Origin of the sequence: Roseibium sp. SCP14, from assembly GCF_040329475.1 — a bacterium.
Taxonomy (GTDB): domain Bacteria; phylum Pseudomonadota; class Alphaproteobacteria; order Rhizobiales; family Stappiaceae; genus Roseibium.
Genome location: NZ_JBDZYH010000002.1, coordinates 714246 through 733631 on the forward strand (window position 1 = coordinate 714246; position 19386 = coordinate 733631).

At 57.9% G+C, this 19386-nt stretch carries 18 protein-coding genes; 7 read left to right on the plus strand and 11 right to left on the minus strand.

Features of this window, described 5'->3' with window-relative positions:
* Positions 1-3: 3 nt before the first annotated feature.
* The 7 genes from ABLQ08_RS10525 to ABLQ08_RS10555 all read right to left on the minus strand — a co-directional run bounded on the left by ABLQ08_RS10525 (position 4) and on the right by ABLQ08_RS10555 (position 7172).
* Entirely contained in the window at positions 4-1221 is a 1218-nt protein-coding gene (locus ABLQ08_RS10525; RefSeq protein ID WP_352941556.1) for a formate dehydrogenase subunit gamma, read from the minus strand.
* Between the two features lie 154 nt (positions 1222-1375).
* Positions 1376-1969, minus strand: coding sequence for a formate dehydrogenase FDH3 subunit beta (gene fdh3B, locus ABLQ08_RS10530; protein ID WP_352941558.1), 594 nt, complete (start codon positions 1967-1969; stop codon positions 1376-1378).
* Positions 1970-1981: 12 nt separating this feature from the next.
* Complete coding sequence (locus ABLQ08_RS10535) at positions 1982-4873, minus strand: formate dehydrogenase subunit alpha (protein ID WP_352941560.1); 2892 nt, start codon at positions 4871-4873, stop codon at positions 1982-1984.
* Between the two features lie 103 nt (positions 4874-4976).
* Positions 4977-5177 carry a twin-arginine translocation signal domain-containing protein gene (locus ABLQ08_RS10540; protein ID WP_352941562.1) on the minus strand — a complete coding sequence of 67 codons (201 nt, stop codon included), beginning with the start codon at positions 5175-5177 and terminating at the stop codon, positions 4977-4979.
* Positions 5178-5235: 58 nt separating this feature from the next.
* The gene (locus tag ABLQ08_RS10545) at positions 5236-5844 is read right to left on the minus strand and encodes a TorD/DmsD family molecular chaperone (protein ID WP_352941564.1); all 609 of its coding nucleotides are present in this window, start codon (positions 5842-5844) and stop codon (positions 5236-5238) included.
* A 64-nt stretch (positions 5845-5908) separates the two neighbouring features.
* Complete coding sequence (locus ABLQ08_RS10550) at positions 5909-6589, minus strand: DUF3306 domain-containing protein (protein ID WP_352941567.1); 681 nt, start codon at positions 6587-6589, stop codon at positions 5909-5911.
* 13 nt (positions 6590-6602) lie between these two features.
* Complete coding sequence (locus tag ABLQ08_RS10555) at positions 6603-7172, minus strand: DUF3305 domain-containing protein (protein ID WP_352941569.1); 570 nt, start codon at positions 7170-7172, stop codon at positions 6603-6605.
* Positions 7173-7378: 206 nt separating this feature from the next.
* Between ABLQ08_RS10555 and ABLQ08_RS10560 the strand changes: the two genes are divergently transcribed.
* Positions 7379-9343, plus strand: a complete 1965-nt coding sequence (locus ABLQ08_RS10560) for a 4Fe-4S binding protein (protein ID WP_352941572.1) — start codon at positions 7379-7381, stop codon at positions 9341-9343.
* A gap of 16 nt (positions 9344-9359) precedes the next feature.
* On the opposite strand, the gene ABLQ08_RS10565 is transcribed toward ABLQ08_RS10560, so the two are convergent.
* Complete coding sequence (locus ABLQ08_RS10565) at positions 9360-10037, minus strand: hypothetical protein (RefSeq protein ID WP_352941574.1); 678 nt, start codon at positions 10035-10037, stop codon at positions 9360-9362.
* 176 nt (positions 10038-10213) lie between these two features.
* Between ABLQ08_RS10565 and ABLQ08_RS10570 the strand changes: the two genes are divergently transcribed.
* The 6 genes from ABLQ08_RS10570 (at position 10214) to ABLQ08_RS10595 (ending at position 14743) form a co-directional block, all read left to right on the plus strand.
* Positions 10214-10402 (plus strand): DUF6494 family protein, encoded by a 189-nt coding sequence (locus tag ABLQ08_RS10570; protein ID WP_352941575.1) that lies wholly within the window; start codon positions 10214-10216, stop codon positions 10400-10402.
* Positions 10403-10409: 7 nt separating this feature from the next.
* The gene (locus tag ABLQ08_RS10575) at positions 10410-11504 is read left to right on the plus strand and encodes an Mrp/NBP35 family ATP-binding protein (RefSeq protein ID WP_352941577.1); all 1095 of its coding nucleotides are present in this window, start codon (positions 10410-10412) and stop codon (positions 11502-11504) included.
* Entirely contained in the window at positions 11501-12202 is a 702-nt protein-coding gene (locus ABLQ08_RS10580; protein WP_352941579.1) for a biotin/lipoate--protein ligase family protein, read from the plus strand. Before ABLQ08_RS10575 ends, ABLQ08_RS10580 begins: the two co-directional genes overlap by 4 nt.
* 3 nt (positions 12203-12205) lie before the next feature.
* The gene (locus tag ABLQ08_RS10585) at positions 12206-12682 is read left to right on the plus strand and encodes a DUF6505 family protein (RefSeq protein ID WP_352941582.1); all 477 of its coding nucleotides are present in this window, start codon (positions 12206-12208) and stop codon (positions 12680-12682) included.
* Between the two features lie 202 nt (positions 12683-12884).
* A complete protein-coding gene (locus tag ABLQ08_RS10590; protein WP_352941584.1) occupies positions 12885-14087 on the plus strand; it encodes a multidrug effflux MFS transporter in 1203 nt (400 codons plus the stop codon).
* A gap of 143 nt (positions 14088-14230) precedes the next feature.
* Positions 14231-14743: a hypothetical protein gene (locus tag ABLQ08_RS10595; RefSeq protein ID WP_352941586.1), complete on the plus strand. Its 513-nt coding sequence runs from the start codon at positions 14231-14233 to the stop codon at positions 14741-14743.
* A gap of 247 nt (positions 14744-14990) precedes the next feature.
* Here ABLQ08_RS10595 and ABLQ08_RS10600 read toward each other — a convergent pair whose 3' ends face one another.
* The 3 genes from ABLQ08_RS10600 to ABLQ08_RS10610 form a co-directional block, all read right to left on the minus strand.
* Entirely contained in the window at positions 14991-16154 is a 1164-nt protein-coding gene (locus ABLQ08_RS10600) for an iron-containing alcohol dehydrogenase (RefSeq protein ID WP_352941589.1), read from the minus strand.
* Between the two features lie 243 nt (positions 16155-16397).
* A complete protein-coding gene (locus ABLQ08_RS10605) occupies positions 16398-17786 on the minus strand; it encodes an aldehyde dehydrogenase family protein (protein ID WP_352942589.1) in 1389 nt (462 codons plus the stop codon).
* 211 nt (positions 17787-17997) lie between these two features.
* Positions 17998-19365, minus strand: coding sequence for a glutamine synthetase family protein (locus tag ABLQ08_RS10610; protein WP_352941592.1), 1368 nt, complete (start codon positions 19363-19365; stop codon positions 17998-18000).
* Positions 19366-19386 lie beyond the last annotated feature (21 nt).

Sequence of the window (19386 nt, forward strand, 5' to 3'; positions counted from 1 at the left end):
CGCCTATTCGGCCGGTACAGCGTGTTTGGATTCGGCCTGCCTTTCGGCTTCCTCAACCTCTTCCACCCACAGGCCATGGTGTTCGCGCGCCCATTGCAGTTCGACCTCACCGGAGCCCATGGCATCATACGCGCCTTCCATGCCGACCGAGCCGATATAGATATGCGCCAGGATCATCGCCATCATCAGGAAGGCGACAATGGCGTGCCATAGCTGCGCGAATTGCATCTCTTCATGCGGGGCAAGTTGCGTCGGCAGCGTGCCGAAGCCCAGGAGCTGAGGAATGCCGGTCGCGTTCAAGACCTCAAAGGTGGCCGCAAACATCGGGAACTCGAACGGAAAGAGAAGCGATATTCCGGAAACGGAGATGGATGCTCCCAGGACGATGACACCCCAGAAAATGAGCTTCTGGCCGAAGTTGAACTTTCGTGCCGGCGGATGCACGCCTTTCTTGAGCAATCCTCCACCAACAGCAATCCATTTCAGGTCCGTCTTGTTGGGAATGTTATGAGAAACCCACATGACAAAAACCATGATGAGGCCAAGTATGAAGGCCCAGGCAACATTGTTGTGGATCCACTTTGAAGCCAGCGCGACAGGAGCAAAGGCATCCTTGCCGATCAGCGGGATAATCGCGAACCGGCCGAAAAGCGTCAGCAACCCTGTGATCGCAAGCAAAATGAAACTGCCGGCAAGCAGCCAGTGACTGAGCCTTTCGACCGCCTTGAATCGGGTGATGGTCTGGCCGGTTTTCTGTCCGTCGATCCGAATGCGGCCGCGGATGAGATAAAAGAGCGCAAGAAATACGAGTGTTCCGAGCAGCAGATAGGCACCGTAAGTCGCCAACGGCCCCTTGCGCCACTCCAGCCAGCGCATACCGCCATCCTGCATCAGAACAGTAGCCGGTTTTCCGCCGGACGATACGGTGATGTCTGCCGTGCCGTACCGCAGAGCCCTCCAGAGCTCCGGGTCGGACACTCCACCCAGCGTGCCCAGTTGTGATGAGATCGCTGCGGCTGAATTCGGGTCTCCGGTGGCACTTCGGCGGAAATCATAATCCACCTTTTCACCGCGTTGACGCCGCATGATGTCTTCCAGGGTCTGCGCACCGCCGGTCGCGGCCCGTTCAGCTGGCTGTTCCTGGCCTGGAGGCTGATCCTGCGCAAATCCTTGTGTCAGGAAAGCAAGAAGAACGACAGCCGCCAGTATCAAACGCTTCATGACGGGACCCTCACACCTGAAATCAACGGAGACAGACGGGGCGGCACACACGCCGACGCATGCCGGCAAGCACCGCCCTGTCTAAAAATCGTTTCTGCCGGCTCAACGGCCGCGGCTCCCCGCGTGAACGGGTAACCGCCGCCTTGAGTTCTGGTCAGCCGCCTTTCTGGCCGTAGGCCGTACCCCAGCCCCAGGCACCGGAACCGAAGCCGCGTGCAACGACGCGTTCGCGGTAAATGGCTGAAACGACGTCGCCATTACCGGCCAGCAGGGCCTTGGTGGAGCACATTTCCGCACAGAGCGGCAGTTTGCCTTCGGCAATGCGGTTGCTGCCGTACTTTGCCTTTTCGACAGTCGAATTGTTTTCTTCCGGACCGCCAGCGCAGAAGGTGCACTTGTCCATCTTGCCGCGCGAACCGAAGTTGCCCGCCTGCGGGAACTGCGGTGCACCGAACGGACAGGCGTAGAAGCAGTAGCCGCAGCCAATGCAAAGGTCCTTGGAGTGCAGGACCACACCTTCTTCGGTCTGGTAGAAACAATCAACCGGGCACACCGCCATGCAGGGTGCGTCCGAACAGTGCATGCATGCCACGGAGATCGACCGCTCGCCGGGCTTACCATCATTGATGGTCACGACGCGGCGTCGATTGATCCCCCACGGCACTTCGTTTTCGTTCTTACATGCTGTAACGCAGGCATTGCACTCAATGCAGCGTTCGGCATCACAAAGGAACTTTGATCTTGCCATTGCGTCTCCTCCTTACGCTGCCGAGATCCTGCAGAGAGTCGCTTTGGTCTCCTGCATTTGCGTCACCGAGTCGTAGCCGTAGGTTTGAGCGGTGTTACTGCTTTCCCCCAGAACATACGGATCGGCACCTTTCGGATACTTGGACCGCTGGTCCTCGCCCTGGAAATGACCGCCGAAGTGGAACGGCATGAAGGCAACGCCTTCTCCGACCCGTTCGGTCACCATTGCCATGACCTTGACCTTGCCGCCTTCCGGACCTTCAACCCAGACCTGCGCGCCGTCCCGGATTCCGAGATTGTTGGCATCCCTTGGATTGATTTCGACAAACATGTCCTGCTGAAGTTCGGCGAGCCATGGGTTCGACCGGGTTTCGTCCCCGCCACCCTCATATTCCACGAGGCGTCCGGAGGTCAGGATTATCGGAAACTCTTTCGAGAAATCCTGCTTCTGGATCGAGGCGTAAAGGGTTGGCAGACGATAGAACTTCCGATCTTCGTAGGTCGGATAGTCCGCCACCAGGTCCCGGCGGTTGGTGTAGAGCGGCTCGCGGTGGAGCGGTATCGGATCCGGGAAGGTCCAGACGACCGCACGGGCCTTGGCGTTACCGAACGGCGCGCAGCCATGCTTGATCGCCACTCTCTGGATGCCGCCGGACAAATCGGTCTTCCAGTTGGTCTTCGGACCGGCAACCGCTTCAATGGCAAGCCGTTCCTCTTCCGTCAGATCGCTGTCCCAACCCAGGTCCATCAGCATCTGCATGGTGAATTCGGGATAGCCATCCTGGATTTCCGCACCCGGATTGGAAACACCGTCTGCAAGCAGGTTGTCGCCGTCCCGTTCCACGCCGAAGCGCGCACGGAAGCACAACCCGCCCTCACCGACAGGCTTGGACATGTCGTAGAGGTTCGGCGTACCGGGATGTTTCATGTCCGCGGTTCCCCAGCACGGCCACGGCAAACCGTAGTATTCGCCGTCATTCGGGCCGCCGACAGCCTGAAGCGTCGTCCGGTCGAATGTGTGCTGGTTGGCCATATGCGACTTGATCCGCTCGGGCGACTGACCGGTATAGCCGATCGTCCAGAGACCACGGTTGAACTCCCGGGTGATGCTCTCGACATTCGGCGTTTCCGCATCTTCCATTTCGATGTTGCGGAAGAGACGATCGGCCCAACCGAACTTGTTCGCGAACTTGGCCATGATGACTTCATCCGGCAGGCTCTCGAACAACGGATCAACGATCTTGTCGCGCCACTGCAAGGACCGGTTCGACGCGGTCACCGAACCGCGGGTTTCGAACTGGGTACAGGCCGGCAGCAGGTAGACACCATCGGTTCGGTCATGAAGCACGGCGGAAACGGTCGGATAGGGGTCAATCACGACCAGCGTATCCAGCATTTCCATCGCTTTTTTCATTTCCGTCATGCGGGTTTGGGAGTTCGGAGCGTGCCCCCAAAGAACCATCGCCCGCACGGCGTTCGGCTGATCGGTGTTTGCCGGATCTTCCAGAACACCATCGATCCAGCGGCTGACCGGGATGCCGGTCAGGTTCATGAGGTTCTTCTCTTTGCCGTCCGCTCCGGTCACCGTCGCGAACTGGCTCTTGAGCCACTCGGGGTCTTCTTCCCAGACACGGGACCAGTGCCCCCAGGCACCTGCGCTCAGGCCGTAATAGCCCGGCAGCGTGTGGCTGAGAACGCCAAGGTCGGTCGCGCCCTGAACGTTGTCGTGGCCGCGGAAGATGTTGGTGCCACCGCCGCTCGTGCCCATGTTGCCCAGCGCAAGCTGCAGTATGCAGTAGGCACGGGTGTTGTTGTTGCCATTGGTGTGCTGCGTTCCACCCATGCACCAGATCACGGTGCCCGGACGATTGTTTGCCAATGTGCGGGCAACGCGTCTCAGCTGGCTTTCCGGCGTACCGGTCACCCGCTCGACTTCATCCGGCGACCACTTGGCGACTTCCTCGCGAATCTGGTCCATGCCCCAGACACGGGTGCGGATGAACTCCTTGTCTTCCCAACCGTTTTCGAAGATGTGCCACAGAATGCCCCAGATCAGGGCAACGTCCGTACCCGGACGGAAGCGCACATACTCGTCGGCATGAGCCGCGGTGCGGGTGAAACGCGGATCGCAGACGATCAGCGGTGCGTTGTTCTGTTCCTTGGCGCGCAGCACATGCAGCAGCGAAACCGGGTGTGCTTCCGCCGGATTACCGCCGATGATGAAGATTGCCTGGGAATTGTGGATGTCGTTGTAGCTGTTGGTCATGGCGCCGTAGCCCCATGTGTTGGCTACGCCGGCAACCGTTGTCGAATGGCAGATACGTGCCTGGTGATCGACGTTGTTGGTTCCCCAGTAGGCCGCAAACTTGCGGAAGAGATAGGCCTGCTCGTTGTTGTGCTTCGCCGAGCCCAGCCAGTAGACGCTGTCGGGGCCGCTTTCTTCGCGGATCTGCATCATCTGGTCGCCGATCTCATTGATCGCCTCATCCCAGCTGATCCGCTTCCACTCGCCATCCACCTTTTTCATCGGGTATTTCAGGCGGCGCTCGCCATGGGCGTGTTCACGCACCGAGGCGCCTTTGGCGCAATGGGCGCCAAGGTTGAACGGGCTGTCCCATCCCGGCTCCTGGCCGGTCCAGACGCCGTTCTTGACTTCAGCAATGACCGTGCATCCCACGGAACAATGCGTACATACGGATTTTACGAGATTGACCGCATCGTTCGCGGATTGTGCCTTGGCTTTGGTTACGGAACCGCCTGTGGCAGTAATGGCGGCCAGGCCGCCTGCGGCAAGACCGGATCCCTTCAGAAAGGTTCGGCGATCTACCGATTTATGTGCAGCGTCTCTAAGGATACTTGCACCCTGGGGGCGTCGCGCAACCCCATTGGTCTTTTTCCTAAGCATGTTGCCCTACCTTGCTTGTATCAAAATTGATACGGCTGGGTTTTCAGTGAACCGGCCATCGGGCGTCACGCAACCATCGGCCGGGGGTACTCACAGGGTCCAGTTAGAACCGGGCGCTGTCGAAATAGGCGCGTGTATGCGCAGTGTCCTGCATTTTGGTTGATGTGGGATCAGCTTCAGCCGCTTCGGCTGTACCGCTGACTGCAGTCGCAGCCACGGCAGCTGGTGCCGACAAGGCAGCCAGTTTCAAGAAATCCCGGCGTCCAGCCCCCTCCTTGGGCTCCGCCTGGTCGGGTCGTTTCATCGTTGCAATCCTCCTCTCCTTGCGGCGGCACCCGCCGCCTAAATTGCCAACGCGAATATCAATTGGGCAGCATGCCGAAAGCTTCGGTTTCAATCTCCATGAAATGCCGGCCAAGTGATCCGATTGCTCCGTAGAACACGGAACTCTTCGTTGCTTCCAAATCAGTGAAAAAATGAATGGCCCATGGTTCGACATGAGCCTTGAAAAATGCGCGTTGCTCGCCGACCGAGGTCACCGATCCGAACCGGCCGACGATCATTCCACCCATCATTTCCATGAGAGATGCGATGTTGTCTTCCGGTTCGTGTTTTCCCTCGGCACGGCTGATGCCGCGTTTCGCCATATCCTCGCGCAGGTTGGCCAGCGGCTTTTCGTTCAAAAACCCCGTCAGGTAGTGGCTGGCATAGGGCAGCAGCTCACCGCGTCCCAGACCGATGAACAGGGCGTTGAATTCTCTTTCCGCAGTTTCAGGTGAAGTCACCGAGGCAATCTTTGCCAGCACATTGAGTGCGTTTCCGATGGGAGTGTCATCACCCTGCAAGCCGGCAAGCTTCCGCAACAGCTCGGCATCGGCAGGTTTGACAAGGAGAAGCCCCAGAAAGTCATAGAGATCCGCTCGTGCCCGATCTTCCGGATCGATCACGTATTCCATTGACACTGCGGACATCCGCGATGCACCTCCCTCAAACGCAGCAGTAACTTTACTTTCAGCCCGATATTCGACTTTAGTATTATGAATAGTCGAATCGTATTCGGCGCCTCGATGGACGAGGTTCTTCTTCAGCATCAACTAGGGCGGAATCTGGTAAGTCAAGTGAGTCGGCCCCTTGTTTTCTAGAGTGCACGAGTTCGTCACTTTGCGTCAATTGCATAGATGTTTTTCTTTTTTGTAAAAAATCATTGTGCGACGCAGTATTTTCTTCGTGCCGCAACTCAGAACCGCTTTCCAGACTTCCCTCAGCTTCGATGACTGCGGCAGTCCCGGCTTCCGCATCTTCTGCCTCTCCGTCTACAGCAAACCGATCCAGCATACCCTTGCCGATCTTGTAGACAGTCTGAAGATCTGGAACGACCGTTGCCGCATCCGTGTAGTCCTCGGCATATTCGACAAGACCGTCCAGATTGGCCAGAACCGGGTTCAGCGCCCAGAGCCGGCGCAATGCCCGGCGGCGCAGACGCTCCGGCACCGCGCCATCCAGGAACTTGGAAAAATCGTCTCCCTCGCCAAGTGTGTCCGGGTCCGGCAATTCCAGCTCCTGCAGAATTTCCTCATCGGTCTTCTGCTCCAGTTCAGCCCGGGCCTCCGCCTGCACTTCGGCTTGTTTTTCGGCCTGCTCCGCCTCTTCAGCCTTGCGCACCGCTGCCTTGCGGCGGGACCAGAAATCCGTGCCCGTCTTTTCAGGTCCGCTCATCGCTTCCACCCGATCACTGCAAAGTGTCCTTCGGCTTGCGGCCCGGTGCCCGGTAAACATCGCTGAGCTGCCGGATTCTCGGATCTCCGACACCATCCTCCACCAGATCGATCCGCTTTTTGTCCCGCTTTCGCTTGATGAAGATTTCCTCTTCATGATGCGCTTCGACAAATTCCCTGATCCAGGCAATCAAACCCGGGGGCATCGGCACTTTTTCGACCATGACATCGCTTGCATCCGCGTAATCCTGCCCTTCATAGGCGGATGCAGTCAGAAACATCACGTCCATCGGCACGTCGCGTTCGGTCTCGTCGGCCGAACGCATGACGACGTAGATTGAAGGCACCTTGTCGGATAGCGCGGTCAGATAGGCTTCGGTATCCGTGCGGTGCAATTCAAGGCTCAGGGTCGCAGCGTGGTACTCTACCGCGTCTCCCTCTTTCCGAAGCACCGTCCAGTCTGCCTCCTTGGCTCCGGGCAGAAGCGATACTGGCCGCCAGGACCACTTCTGCCAGCGTGTCACACCGGGCAATCGTCTGACTACAACACCGACCGGCATTGTACGTGTTCGTTCGCTTGTCACTGCGGATCGTTCCTCCCACCCGCCGGTTTCCATTTCGTTTTTTGTTATTTGTCCTACATGCTGTAGCAAGCCGGACAAATTTCAAGCCCCGCAGAAGTCGAACTTGACGCGGACGGACAACCGCCCTTGTTATGTCAGTCGGACAAATCGACTTTCCATGAGGAGAATTGGGAGGCGATGGTCCGGGGGGAGAGGACGCGCAAGCGATGACATACAGCAAGATTCTGCTGTGCGACTGCCTGAAAAGTCAGTCAATCGACGCAGAACGGATCGAATCGGCAACCGGTATTTCGTGCTCGAAAGTCCATTCCGAGCTCTGCCGGTCGGAAGCGGCAATCACCGAGGAAGCCATCCGGGACGGCAATGTGATGATTGCCTGCAGCCAGGAACAGCACTTTTTCGAAGAGATTGCGGGCGACCTGGAAACTGACGCGCCGGCAACGGTTGATATCCGGGATCGCGCTGGCTGGGCGGAAGAAAGCCGTCCGCCAACCGCGAAGATGGCGGCCCTGATTGCAGAAGCTGCCTTGCCGCAGCCGGGCGAAAAGGTCGTGGATGTTACCTCCGGCGGCACCTGTCTCATTCTGGGGGATATGGAAACGGCGCTTTCAGCTGCCGAAGACCTTTGCGAAATCCTGAGCGTGACGGTTCTCCTTGATCCGGATGCCGAATTACCGCTCTCGGATGATCGCCGTTTTGACATTGTCAGAGGTCGGATCAAGTCCGCGAAAGGTTCACTCGGTCAGTTCCAGCTCTCCTTCGATGCCTTGCAGGAACGCATTCCGGGTGGACGTGGTACCTTCAGTTGGACATCCCCCCGCAGCGGTGGCAGGACCGAATGCGACATCGTTCTTGATCTTGGACGAGCGGTCCCGTTGTTCCCGGCACCGGAGAAGCGTGAGGGTTATCTGCGCGCTGATCCTGGCAGCATCCAAGCCCGAACGAAGGCCTTGCTGGAAGCCTCGCAGCTTGTCGGAACCTTTGAAAAACCGATCTATGTCAAGCTCGATGAGCATCTTTGTGCTCATTCAAGAGCGCAGAAAACAGGCTGCACACGGTGTCTGGACCTGTGCCCAACCGGAGCCATTACACCTGATGGCGATCATGTTGCCGTTGACGCCATGATTTGCGCCGGTTGCGGCAATTGCTCCGCGGTCTGCCCTTCCGGTGCCATCTCCTACGATGCACCACCGGTGGAACATACCTTCAAGCGAATTGAAACGCTTACCTCCACCTGGCGGAAACTTGCCACCAATGCCCCGCGCCTCCTGGTTCATGACAGTAGTCACGGCGCCGATCTCATCCGTCTGAGTGCCCGTTATGGCAAGGGTTTGCCCGCAGATGTCATACCGCTGGAGATGACGGCCTTGGCCAGTTTCGGCCATGCGGAAGCTCTCGCTGCACTGGCGGGCGGGTTCGCTTCCGTGACCATTCTGCTGTCTCCGAAGACTGAGAAGGAAGGCCTGCCGCTTCAGGCAGATCTGGCAAATGCCATCGCCGGTCAAGAACGTGTCCAGCTGATTGAACCGTTAGATCCGGATGCGCTGGAAAATAACCTCTACAGCGACCCTGATGAGGTTCCGGCCACCCAACCCATTCTGCCTCTCGGTTCGCGCAGACAAGTGACCCGGCTGGCGGCCAAAGCACTCAATGAGTCCGATGCTGTGATTGCGCTGCCGTCAGGGGCGCCTTATGGCGCTGTCAATCTGAACGTCGATGCCTGCACGCTGTGCCTCTCCTGCGTTTCGCTGTGCCCGTCCGGTGCCTTGAAGGAAAACCCGGACATGCCGCAGCTGCGTTTCCAGGAGGACGCCTGCCTGCAATGCGGCATCTGCGCCAACCTGTGCCCGGAAAGCGCCCTGACGCTGGAACCGCGTCTGAACCTTGGCGACAAGGCTCTTGCACCAGTTGTCCTCAAGGAGGAGGAACCGTTTTCGTGTATCGAATGCGGAAAGCCTTTCGGTGTGCGGTCAACCGTTGAACGGCTGACGGAAAAACTTGCCGGCAACCACTCCATGTTCCAGGACAACAAGGCAATCAAGCTCATCCAGATGTGCGACGACTGCCGGGTGAATTCTGTCTATCACTCGCAAGACAATCCCTTTGCCATGGGGGAACGGCCGCGCGTTCGCACGACTGACGATTACATCAGCAAACGGCGTGACCATTGACACCGTGTGGACCCGATCAATCGTACTGGATTGGCGCCCCGAGATCCGCCGGCTGGATCTGCGAGACGAAAGCCAGGATGGCGTCAAGCTCGTCAAGCGTCAGCTCCAGGGGAACGATTGAAGGTGGCCGGCTGACGTCAAAAGGCTCCGTAACGCCTTCAACCTGGGTGAAGGACGGATGCGGGTTGAGCGAGAAAAAGGCCTCAAAGCGCACGCGCCAATCCGAAAAGTTTCGCATGATCGCAAATGACGGCGTCGAGCCGATCGTGGTCAGGCGTGTCGTTTCGTTGACCATATGGCAGCGCCCGCAATGGAGAACTGCAAGCTTTTCTCCGGAAACGACATCTCCGGCAATCAATTGCGGGCCTTGGTCTTTGGGTTTGGCGACAGCGGCAGTAAAGACCGCTTTCCCGTCAGCGCGAAACGCGTCGATGGTCTTTCTGCCGACCTCACCGGTGATCCAGTCCCTGAACCGGATCACGTGTTCATTTTCCCTGGAGATCACCAGAACCCATTCGCTATCGAGCCCGGAAAACACTGGGACACCGTCAGACGAGCTTGAAAACCGCGCGTCTGCATCTGTTGCCTCGGGAACGATCTCAATCTTGACGCCGGTCTTGAGAGAAAACCTCGGCAGCAGGTGCTTCAAAAACCCTGACGCAACCAGCGCTTCCGGAGCACTCAGCCGGAACATTCGCGAGTTGGCCTTGCCAGATGATATGAATCCGGCACTTACTATCAAACTGAACAGGCACAAGACCAGAAAACGGCCGCACACGCGCTCCTCCCTCACGTTGCTGGCAAGTGGCCATAGGTTAGGAGCCAATTCCACGAGCCGTCAATGCACCCCGCCATCACAAGGAGAACAAGATGAGTGACGATTTCAACATGTCGATGCGCAAATTCCTGAAGCAGGTGGGCGTTACCTCTCAGCAGGCGATTGAAGAAGCTGTCCGCAATGCCGGCCCTGCCGACGGCAAGACGTTCAAGGTCAAGGCCGTCGTTACGATCGAGGAGCTCGGTCTTGAACATGTGGTTGACGGCGAAATAGAGGGGTAAGCCGAACGTGTCCCTGACGCGCGAAACCGTTCTGAATACGCTGAAAACGATCGCTGACCCGGCCACGGGCGACGACATCGTTGCCTCCGGCATGATGCGCGCCCTTCAGGTGAACGGTGGCAATATCCGCTTCGTCATGGAGATTGACGCGGGCCGCGTCGGCGAGATGGATGACCTGAAGCTGGAAGCCGAGCACAGGCTGAAGGCTCTGGACGGATGCGAGGACGTGCAGATCATCCTTACCTCGCATTCCGACCAGCCCCCAGCGGCTCCCTCATCCGCGTCAGAACCGCAGCCTATCAGGCAGCGGCCGGCTCCCGCCGGTGCATCAGGACCGCAAAAGGTGCCTGGGATCGACAGGATCATCGCCGTGGCTTCGGGCAAAGGCGGTGTCGGCAAGTCCACTGTTGCGGCCAATCTGGCCTGTGCGCTTGCCGCTGAAGGACGCAAGGTCGGCCTGCTGGATGCGGATGTCTATGGCCCGTCCCAACCGAAAATGCTTGGCATTTCGGGCCGCCCGACCTCGCCGGACGGCCAGATGATCCTGCCCCTGCGCAATCACGGCGTGACCATGATGTCGATCGGTCTGATGACTTCCGGAGATCAGGCTGTCGTCTGGCGCGGCCCAATGCTGATGGGCGCCTTGCAGCAGATGGTCGGCCAGGTGCAATGGGGGGCGCTTGACGTACTGATCGTCGATCTGCCACCGGGCACAGGCGATGTCCAGATGACCCTCAGCCAGAAATTCATCGTCGACGGCGCGATCATTGTTTCTACACCCCAGGACGTTGCCCTTCTGGATGCGCGCAAGGGGATTGACATGTTCCAGCAGATGAACGTTCCACTGCTCGGCATGATCGAGAACATGTCGACGCATATATGTTCCAATTGCGGGCATGAAGAACATGTCTTCGGCCATGGCGGCGTTGCTGTCGAAGCTGAAAAACTCGGCGTTCCGCTTCTGGCTGAAGTGCCGCTTCATCTCAACATCCGGCTGGCGGCGGACGGTGGCACGCCCATCGCGGTGAAATCCCCCGATGCGCCTGAGGCAAGTGTGTTCCAGCAGCTTGCCGGGAAACTTGTTGCCGGAGGTCATGCATGAGCGACCTTCAGTTCCCGCCTCTCTTTCAGGGCGAGCCCCTGACCGGAAACGCGGATCCCTTCGAGCGGGCCACAGCACTGGCGATCACCGGAACCGATCCTGGGACGGTCGTCTACAATCTTTCCGGCGATGTCCTGTGTGCGAGCCTGATTTTCGCGCCGGAGGTCCCGCTTGAGGAGGCCATGGCCACCCTTCCAGTCTGCGGGCTTGGACTTCAGGCAGCCCTTGGAGCGCTTGCACCGCCGGAAGTTGCCGTTCATCTGGGGTGGGACGGCACCATTCGCGTCAACGGCGCTGTCTGCGGAAAGATGCGCGTCAAGGCATCGACGAAAGAACCGGACGCTGTTCCCGATTGGCTCGTGCTGGGGCTGGACCTCAACATGAAAAGCTCCGAGCCCGACCCGGGCGTTGCCTCGGACCGGACTTTTCTGTCCGAAGAAGGCTGTGCGGACATCTCCGCGGATCGTTTGCTCGAAAGCTGGGTGCGTCATTCGCTCTACTGGATCAACAGGTGGCTCGACGAAGGTCTGCGGCCCGTCCATGCCGATTGGCGCGGAGTGGCATCGAACCTCGGCGACCCAATTGAAATCGATGGACAGTCAGGCACTTTCGTTGGTGTCGACGAACATTTCGGCATGTTGCTCAGGACCGGTGACGAAACGATCCTGATCCCACTCTCCAGCCGACTTGAGGGATAACCCATGAAACTTGCCCGTGCCGTTCATATGGATGACAGCGACCGTAACGTCTATTTCTCCCCTGCCCGCACCGGCGAATGGTGCCTGTCCGGCGGATTTGAGTTTTCCGACTGGACGCAGGCAGACCTCACCGGCAAGGCCCGCCAGGCCTTTACCAATGGTTGGCTGGGGCTGGAGACTTTCGGCCGGGTGACCTTTGTTGCCATCACACCAATTGAAGAGCCCGAGTTCAACGCTCTGATTGACCGGCTGGCGCAGCATTTCGTCGATGTCTATGGTGCTCCGTCAGTCGAGGCCGCGCACAGCGTCGCGGCCGAGGAACTCGCCTACATGGCCGAACTCTGCGAAGAGCATGACGAAAACACGCTTCTGGCGGTTCAGCGGGAACTGGCGGAGGAAGGTGTGAAGGAAAGCTACAGCGCAATTGCAACGCAGGCAGCAGAACTGGATCTTGTCGCGGTTCATGGGCAGTTGGAGTGAGTTTGAATTGCAAAAAGATCAAATCCCTGACTTAGTGATCGCCAGTCACTGAGCACTCAAGCCCACTTCAGAAAGACACCAATGACTTTCAGATCCGTCGTTATAGTGAACAGAAGGTGCATGGACCGGTAGCGGCATTCATATCCGTTTCCCATGCGCCCCCGACCAAGTTCGGGGGTATTTTTTTGAAAGACCCAACCAAGTGATTTCCAACCCCAGAACGCCACCTCACCTTTTGACGATCATATTGCTGACGGCATTTTCTCCGCTTTCGCTGAACATGTTTCTGCCTTCGTTGGAGAACATTGCCCGCGACCTGAAAACCGATTATGCGCTTGTGAGCGTGGCAATTGCCGGATACCTGGCGGTCACTGCCGTCATTCAGTTGATTGCCGGCCCCTTGTCCGACCGCTTCGGGCGGCGTCCGGTCCTTCTGGTCGCGCTCACCATCTTCTGCATCTCGTCGATTGTCTGCTCCCTTGCCCAGAACATATGGGTGTTTCTGACTTTCAGGATGCTGCAGGGAAGCGTCACGGCGGGTTTCACTCTCTCGCTGGCGATCGTGCGTGACACCAACCCACCACGCGAGGCAGCCGGCCTGATTGGTTACATCACCATGAGCATGGCGATTGCACCCATGCTCGGACCCGTTCTTGGCGGGATCCTGGACTCAACGTTTGGCTGGCGCACAAGTTTCTATTTCTATGCGTTCTTTGGAATTGTGTTGTTGTTGCTTTGCTGGTTCGATCTTGGAGAAACGCGAAAAGGTCATGGTGACGGCGAGCAGGAAGAACGCGACAATTTCACCGCCTTGTTGAGAGAAAGACGGTTTTTTGCCTATGCGATCTGCACGGCATTTTCTACCGGAGCCTTTTATATCTTTCTGGCTGGCGCTCCTCTGGCGGCAACCGCAACCTTCGGAGTGACGACTGTCCAGCTGGGTTTCCTGATTGGCAGCATAACCATGGGATTTTCTGCCGGCGGTTTCCTGGCCGGCCGGTTTGCCGCAACGGTCTCCCTGCCCACGATGATGCTGATCGGAAGGATCGTGGCATGCTCAGGCCTGACGTTCGGATTGTTGCTCCTCATCTCCGGCTGGTTATCGCCCTGGGTGTTCTTTGGCAGCACGCTCTTTGTCGGAATTGGAAACGGCCTGACAATGCCGAGCAGCAACTCCGGGGCGATGTCGGTGAGGCCGGATCTGGCCGGAAGCGCAGCTGGCCTGGTTGGCGCCTCGACACTTGCAGGAGGCGCTATACTGACCAGCCTGACCGGAGCAGCAGTCGTTGAGGACAGTTCACCGGAGATCGTCATTGCGCTGATGCTTGCAAGTTCCCTGATTGGCCTCATCGCAGCAACCGGGGCTTTGATTTTCGAACGAAACGGAAGTATCGCGACGCATTAAGATCTGTAATACACGTCACATTTCCGGTAACAGTTCATTCACAAAATCGCTATTCAAGGCCACATCGAGTTGAGTGCACGTTATCTCGATAACGACTAAATAATAGACGCAGGAAGTTCTTTTAACAGGAAAGCAAAAGCGCCATGAATACGATCAGCTCTGACACTCGTCTGGTGGGCTCTTTGCCGGCGGTAAACACCAATACGCTCGGGCTCATGTTCATCTCGGGCTTCTTTGCCACTGTCGCCTTCGACCTTTGGGGCCAGGTCATAAGCCCGGCCCTCGGTTTTGCAAACCTCTCACCTCACGGCCTGGCCAGAAGCCTGCTCGGCAGCCTTGGCCTGCCCAACGGCAACTTTGCAGGATACTTCGTTCATTTCTACATTGTCGGCCTGATTGGCTATCCTATCGGCTGGATGTACATCTTCGCCCCGATCTGGCAGCGGGTCGTCGGCAACACACACTGGTTCCTGCCTTCGGCGATTTACGGCTTTGGCCTGTGGCTTTTCGCAATCGGCGGCATCACCTCCGTTGCCGGCCTGCCCTTCTTCCTGAATTTCACCGGCATCGTCTGGGTCGCCCTTGTCGGGCACGTTCTCTACGGCATCGTGATGGTCGCTGTTCTCAAATACATCGAGCGTCAGCATAGTGCTTGATTGCCAAGGGTCGCATGACCAAATTCTTGGCTAGTTTGAAAAGAATAAGTAAGCGCGCCTCAGGGCGCGCTTCATGTTGCTCACGGGGCCTTCATTTTTTGTCGTCACTTCGGTCAGCGTGGCGCTATGGCGCCATCGCGGGAACCGGAATCCACCCTGCACCGTTCAATTGAGTTGATGACGGGTCCTAGGGCTTTAGCATGCCGAAGCGCGCCAGCGAGTGGCGCGCTCCTGGATCTGAAACAACTCAGACCTTTCCGGATTGGGCTCTGTCGAAGATCTCCAGAGCCCCTTCCTTGGTCAGCTTGACCGGGTTGCCGCCTGCTGTCGGATCGACAATGGCCATTTCAGCAATCAGATCACGTTTGCTGTCATCAACATTCAAGCCGGCCAGCGTGTGCGGCACATCAAGGTCGTCGCGCAGCTTCAGGATCGCGTCCAGAACGCCCTGGTATCCACCTGAAATTCCGAGGAAGCCTGCCAGCCGGTCAAACTTCTGCTCGATCGCAGGTTTGTTGAACTGCAATACATACGGCATGAAGACTGCATTGGTCATACCGTGATGTGTGTCATAGAGCGAACCGACGGGATGGGACAGAGAGTGGATCGCGCCCAGGCCTTTCTGGAAGGCAACCGCACCCATGGCAGCCGCGCTCATCAAGTGGCCGCGAGCTTCAAGATCAGAAGCGTCCGCAGCGACTTTCGGCAGGTTTTCCAGCACCAGGCGCATCCCTTCCAGGGCAATGCCTTCCGACATCGGATGGTACATCGGTGCGGAATAGGCCTCCAGGCAGTGTGCCAGGGCGTCCATGCCGGTGCCGATAGTGATGAAACGCGGCATACCCACTGTCAGTTCCGGGTCGCAGATCACGATTTCCGGCAACATCTTCGGATGGAAGATCACCTTCTTGGTGTGGGTTTTCTCATTGGTCACCACCCCCGCCCGACCGACTTCCGAGCCGGTTCCGGCGGTCGTCGGCACGGCCACGATTGGCGCAATCCCATCAGGGTCGGCGCGGGTCCACCAGTCGCCAATGTCCTCAAAATCCCAGATCGGGCGTGTCTGACCGGCCATGAAGGCAATCAGTTTACCGGCATCAAGTCCGGAACCACCGCCGAAAGCAATCACACCGTCATGACTGCCCGCTTTGAACACTTCGACACCGGCAACGATGTTGCTGTCGACCGGGTTCGGCTTTACGTCAGAAAAGACAGCGGCAGAAAGACCGGCTGCTTCAAGACTGGCAATCGCCTCGGCGACCATGGGCAATCCGGCAAGACCCGGATCGGTCACCAGTAATGGATTTGACATGCCGGTTGCCTTGACGGCCTCCGGCAGTTCCTTGATCCGGCCGACACCAAAACGGACGGAGGTCGGGTAGGACCAGTTTACAGAAGGAAGTGAGCTCATGGGTGTCTCATTGGTTGATATTGAATTGCGTTCGTCGAAAAGCCGGGCTGAATCTCAGTTTGAATGGACAGGCTTCCTCCAACTTGTCACCCCTGCGCAAGCAGGGGTCCAGTAACCGTCAGGCAAGGCGTGTCGTAACAACTTGCCAACCAGGGCTACTGGATCCCGGCTTTTCACTTCGTTCCAGCCGGGATGACAATGCGTTAGAGATTAGGCAAATCTCAGCACCATTCGGTTTCCGGTTCAATGCTCGACGCGGAAGTGGAACGATTTCGGCTGGGTCAGGTTGTGGAAGCCGATTTCGGAGAGAGCTGCGCCCTTGCCGGTGTCCTTGACGCCGGTCCAGACAAGCGCAGGATCTAGGTAGTCGCAGCGGTTCATGAAGACTGTGCCGGTTTCGACCTTGTTGCCGATCTCGGCAGCTGCCGCCACGTCTTCAGACCAGATCGATGCGGTGAGACCATAGGGGCTGTCATTCATGAACTGCAGCGCCTCTTCGTCGTCCTTCACCTTCATGATACCGACAACCGGGCCGAAGCTTTCTTCCCTCATCACGGACATCTGATGGTTCACATCCGTCAGAACTTGCGGCGCAAGGTAAGGCGTACCGTCCTTGTCTTCGGTGAATTTCGACGTGTCGATATGAGCCTTTGCGCCCTTGCGCAGGGCTTCCTGCGTCTGTTCACGCACCCAGGCAGCAAAACGCGCCTGCGCCATAGGTCCGAGCGTCGTTGCCTCATCCAGCGGATTGCCTAGCTGATACTGGCTGGTCAGATCGACAAACCCGTCAACAAACCGGTCGAAAAGGCTTTCATGCACATAGACGCGTTCAATGCCGCAGCAGCATTGACCGGCGTTGTAAAACGCTCCGTCCACCAGATTGGCAACGGCATAATCAAGATCGGCATCGGCACGGACATAGGCCGGATCCTTGCCGCCGAGTTCGAGGCCAAGCGTCGCGAATGTGCCGGCAAGCGCCTTTTCGATCGCCCGGCCACCGGCGACCGAGCCGGTGAAATTGACGTGGTCGATCAGACCGGAGCCAAGCAGCTTCTCCGTTCCCGAATGGGTCAGAACGATGTTCTGGAAAACGCCTTTCGGCAGACCTGCAATCTCAAAGGCCCTGGCAAGGCGCTCACCCACAAGCAGCGTCTGAGCCGCATGCTTCAGGACAATGACGTTTCCTGCCATGAGCGCCGGCATGATGGTGTTGATCGCTGTCATGAACGGGTAGTTCCAGGGCGCGATCACCATGACGATGCCAAGCGGCATCCGCCGCAGATACCGCTTGAAACCCGGCTTGTCGGTCCGTTCGATATCCTTGAGCGCTTCCTCAGCGGTGGACGCACAATATTCGGTGCGTTCAATCGTTCCGCCAAGTTCACCGCCAAAGCGCACCGGCCGTCCCATCTGCCAGGCCAGCTCGGGCACGACGTCGTCATTCATGGCCTTGAGTGCCTCAAGAGCCTTCTCACAATAGGCAACGCGCTCGGCAATCGGCAATGCTGCCCACCCCGGCTGGGCGGTCCTTGCCGCCGACACTACTTTGTCGACCGCCGCTTCATCCAAAGCAGGACGTTCGGCATAAACCGACCCATCGATCGGCGAGATCAGTTTGATCACATCTGACATTTCTGAACCTTTCATGACCGCACTCCAACATGCGGTTTGTCGAATGTGGTTGGCTCTCGGTTTTGCCCCAAAAGGCATTCTCATCCGGAGAAGACGTGGGACACAGTTTTTCCGGTCTGGGCCGGTTCCTGATGGTCCGGCTCATCCGTCAAGGCAGACCCGGCCTTACCTTGGCCAGGTATTGGAAAGTCGAACTCTTTACGGTCGGCCGTTACGCTCTTTCGAACCCACGCGCGATTTCGTAATCCGTGACAGCCCGGTCGAACTCTTCGATTTCCCATTCAGCCGCACGGGCGTAATGGTCGATCACCCCATCGGAAAACGCCTCGCGCAGGAATTCGGACTTGCGCAGGGTTTCGCGCGCTTCGCGCAAGGTGTGCGGAATTTCCCTGGCCTGCTTGGCTTCGTAGACATCGCCGCTGGTCGGTGGATCGAGTGGCAATTTCTCTTCAATGCCCTTGAGACCGGCCGCAATCTGGACGGCAAGCGCCAGATAGGGGTTCAGATCCGAACCGCCGATACGGCATTCGATGCGCAGTCCCTTCGTGCCTTCGCCACAAAGACGGAACCCGGCAGTGCGGTTGTCAATCGACCAGACAGTCTTGGTCGGTGCAAAGGTGCCTTTCTGGAAGCGCTTGTAGCTGTTGATGTAAGGCGCAAGGAAATAGGTGTAGTCGGGCGCATATTTGATCAGGCCCGCCAGGTAGTGACGCATTGTCTCCGACATGCCATGTTCGCCCGCATCATCGCAAAAGACGTTGTTGCCGTCCTTGTCGAACAGGGACTGGTGTACATGCGAGGAGGAGCCGACCTTGTCGCTGCGCCACTTGGCAAGGAACGAAACCGCGCGCCCCTTCGCCCAGGCGATTTCCTTGACTGCATGTTTGGAGATCGTGTGATACTCGGCCGTATCAAGAGCCGGAGCGTACTTGATATTGAGCTCTTCCTGGCCGGTTTCCGCTTCACCCTTGGTGTTTTCGACCGGGACGCCAGCAGCATACAGACCGTTGCGCACCGGGCGCAGAACGTCTTCCTCCTTGGTCGTCTGCAGGATGTGATAATCCTCGTTGTAGCCGGAAATCGGTTCCAGGTCGCGGAAGCCTTCCTTGCGGATTTCATCGAAGCTCTTCTCGAACAGGAAGAATTCCAGTTCGGTCGCCATGATCGGCGTCAGCCCGAGTTCACCCAGCCTCGCCACCTGAGCTTTCAACATGGCACGTGGAGAGTGAGGGACTTCCTTGTGGGTATGATGGTCCAGCACATCGCAGATCACCATGGCCGTTCCTTCAAGCCACGGCACCAGCCGCAACGTTGCCAGATCCGGCTTCATGACATAGTCGCCGTAACCGCCTGACCAACTCGTCGCCGCATATCCTTCGACCGTGTACATTTCCAGGTCGGTCGCCAGAAGATAGTTGCAGCAATGAGTTTCTTCGTAAGCGCTGTCGACAAAATGCTGGGCATGGAAACGCTTGCCCATCAGCCGTCCCTGCATGTCGACGATACAGGCGAGCACCGTGTCGATCTCTCCGGCGGAAACGAGAGATTTCAGCGCGTCAAAAGTCAGGTTGCCAGGCATGTTCCAGAATTCCCGTGTTGG

Excerpts from the sequence above, each read along its gene's own strand:
- ABLQ08_RS10585 (WP_352941582.1), top strand. The coding sequence starts at position 12,206 with ATGAAACTTGCCCGTGCCGTTCATATGGATGACAGCGACCGTAACGTC.
- ABLQ08_RS10610 (WP_352941592.1), bottom strand. The coding sequence starts at position 19,365 with ATGCCTGGCAACCTGACTTTTGACGCGCTGAAATCTCTCGTTTCCGCC.
- ABLQ08_RS10595 (WP_352941586.1), top strand. The coding sequence starts at position 14,231 with ATGAATACGATCAGCTCTGACACTCGTCTGGTGGGCTCTTTGCCGGCG.
- ABLQ08_RS10550 (WP_352941567.1), bottom strand. The coding sequence starts at position 6,589 with ATGAGCGGACCTGAAAAGACGGGCACGGATTTCTGGTCCCGCCGCAAG.
- ABLQ08_RS10560 (WP_352941572.1), top strand. The coding sequence starts at position 7,379 with ATGACATACAGCAAGATTCTGCTGTGCGACTGCCTGAAAAGTCAGTCA.
- ABLQ08_RS10605 (WP_352942589.1), bottom strand. The coding sequence starts at position 17,786 with ATGTCAGATGTGATCAAACTGATCTCGCCGATCGATGGGTCGGTTTAT.
- fdh3B (WP_352941558.1), bottom strand. The coding sequence starts at position 1,969 with ATGGCAAGATCAAAGTTCCTTTGTGATGCCGAACGCTGCATTGAGTGC.
- ABLQ08_RS10580 (WP_352941579.1), top strand. The coding sequence starts at position 11,501 with ATGAGCGACCTTCAGTTCCCGCCTCTCTTTCAGGGCGAGCCCCTGACC.
- ABLQ08_RS10545 (WP_352941564.1), bottom strand. The coding sequence starts at position 5,844 with ATGTCCGCAGTGTCAATGGAATACGTGATCGATCCGGAAGATCGGGCA.
- ABLQ08_RS10570 (WP_352941575.1), top strand. The coding sequence starts at position 10,214 with ATGAGTGACGATTTCAACATGTCGATGCGCAAATTCCTGAAGCAGGTG.
- ABLQ08_RS10525 (WP_352941556.1), bottom strand. The coding sequence starts at position 1,221 with ATGAAGCGTTTGATACTGGCGGCTGTCGTTCTTCTTGCTTTCCTGACA.
- ABLQ08_RS10535 (WP_352941560.1), bottom strand. The coding sequence starts at position 4,873 with ATGCTTAGGAAAAAGACCAATGGGGTTGCGCGACGCCCCCAGGGTGCA.
- ABLQ08_RS10540 (WP_352941562.1), bottom strand. The coding sequence starts at position 5,177 with ATGAAACGACCCGACCAGGCGGAGCCCAAGGAGGGGGCTGGACGCCGG.
- ABLQ08_RS10565 (WP_352941574.1), bottom strand. The coding sequence starts at position 10,037 with ATGTTCCGGCTGAGTGCTCCGGAAGCGCTGGTTGCGTCAGGGTTTTTG.
- ABLQ08_RS10600 (WP_352941589.1), bottom strand. The coding sequence starts at position 16,154 with ATGAGCTCACTTCCTTCTGTAAACTGGTCCTACCCGACCTCCGTCCGT.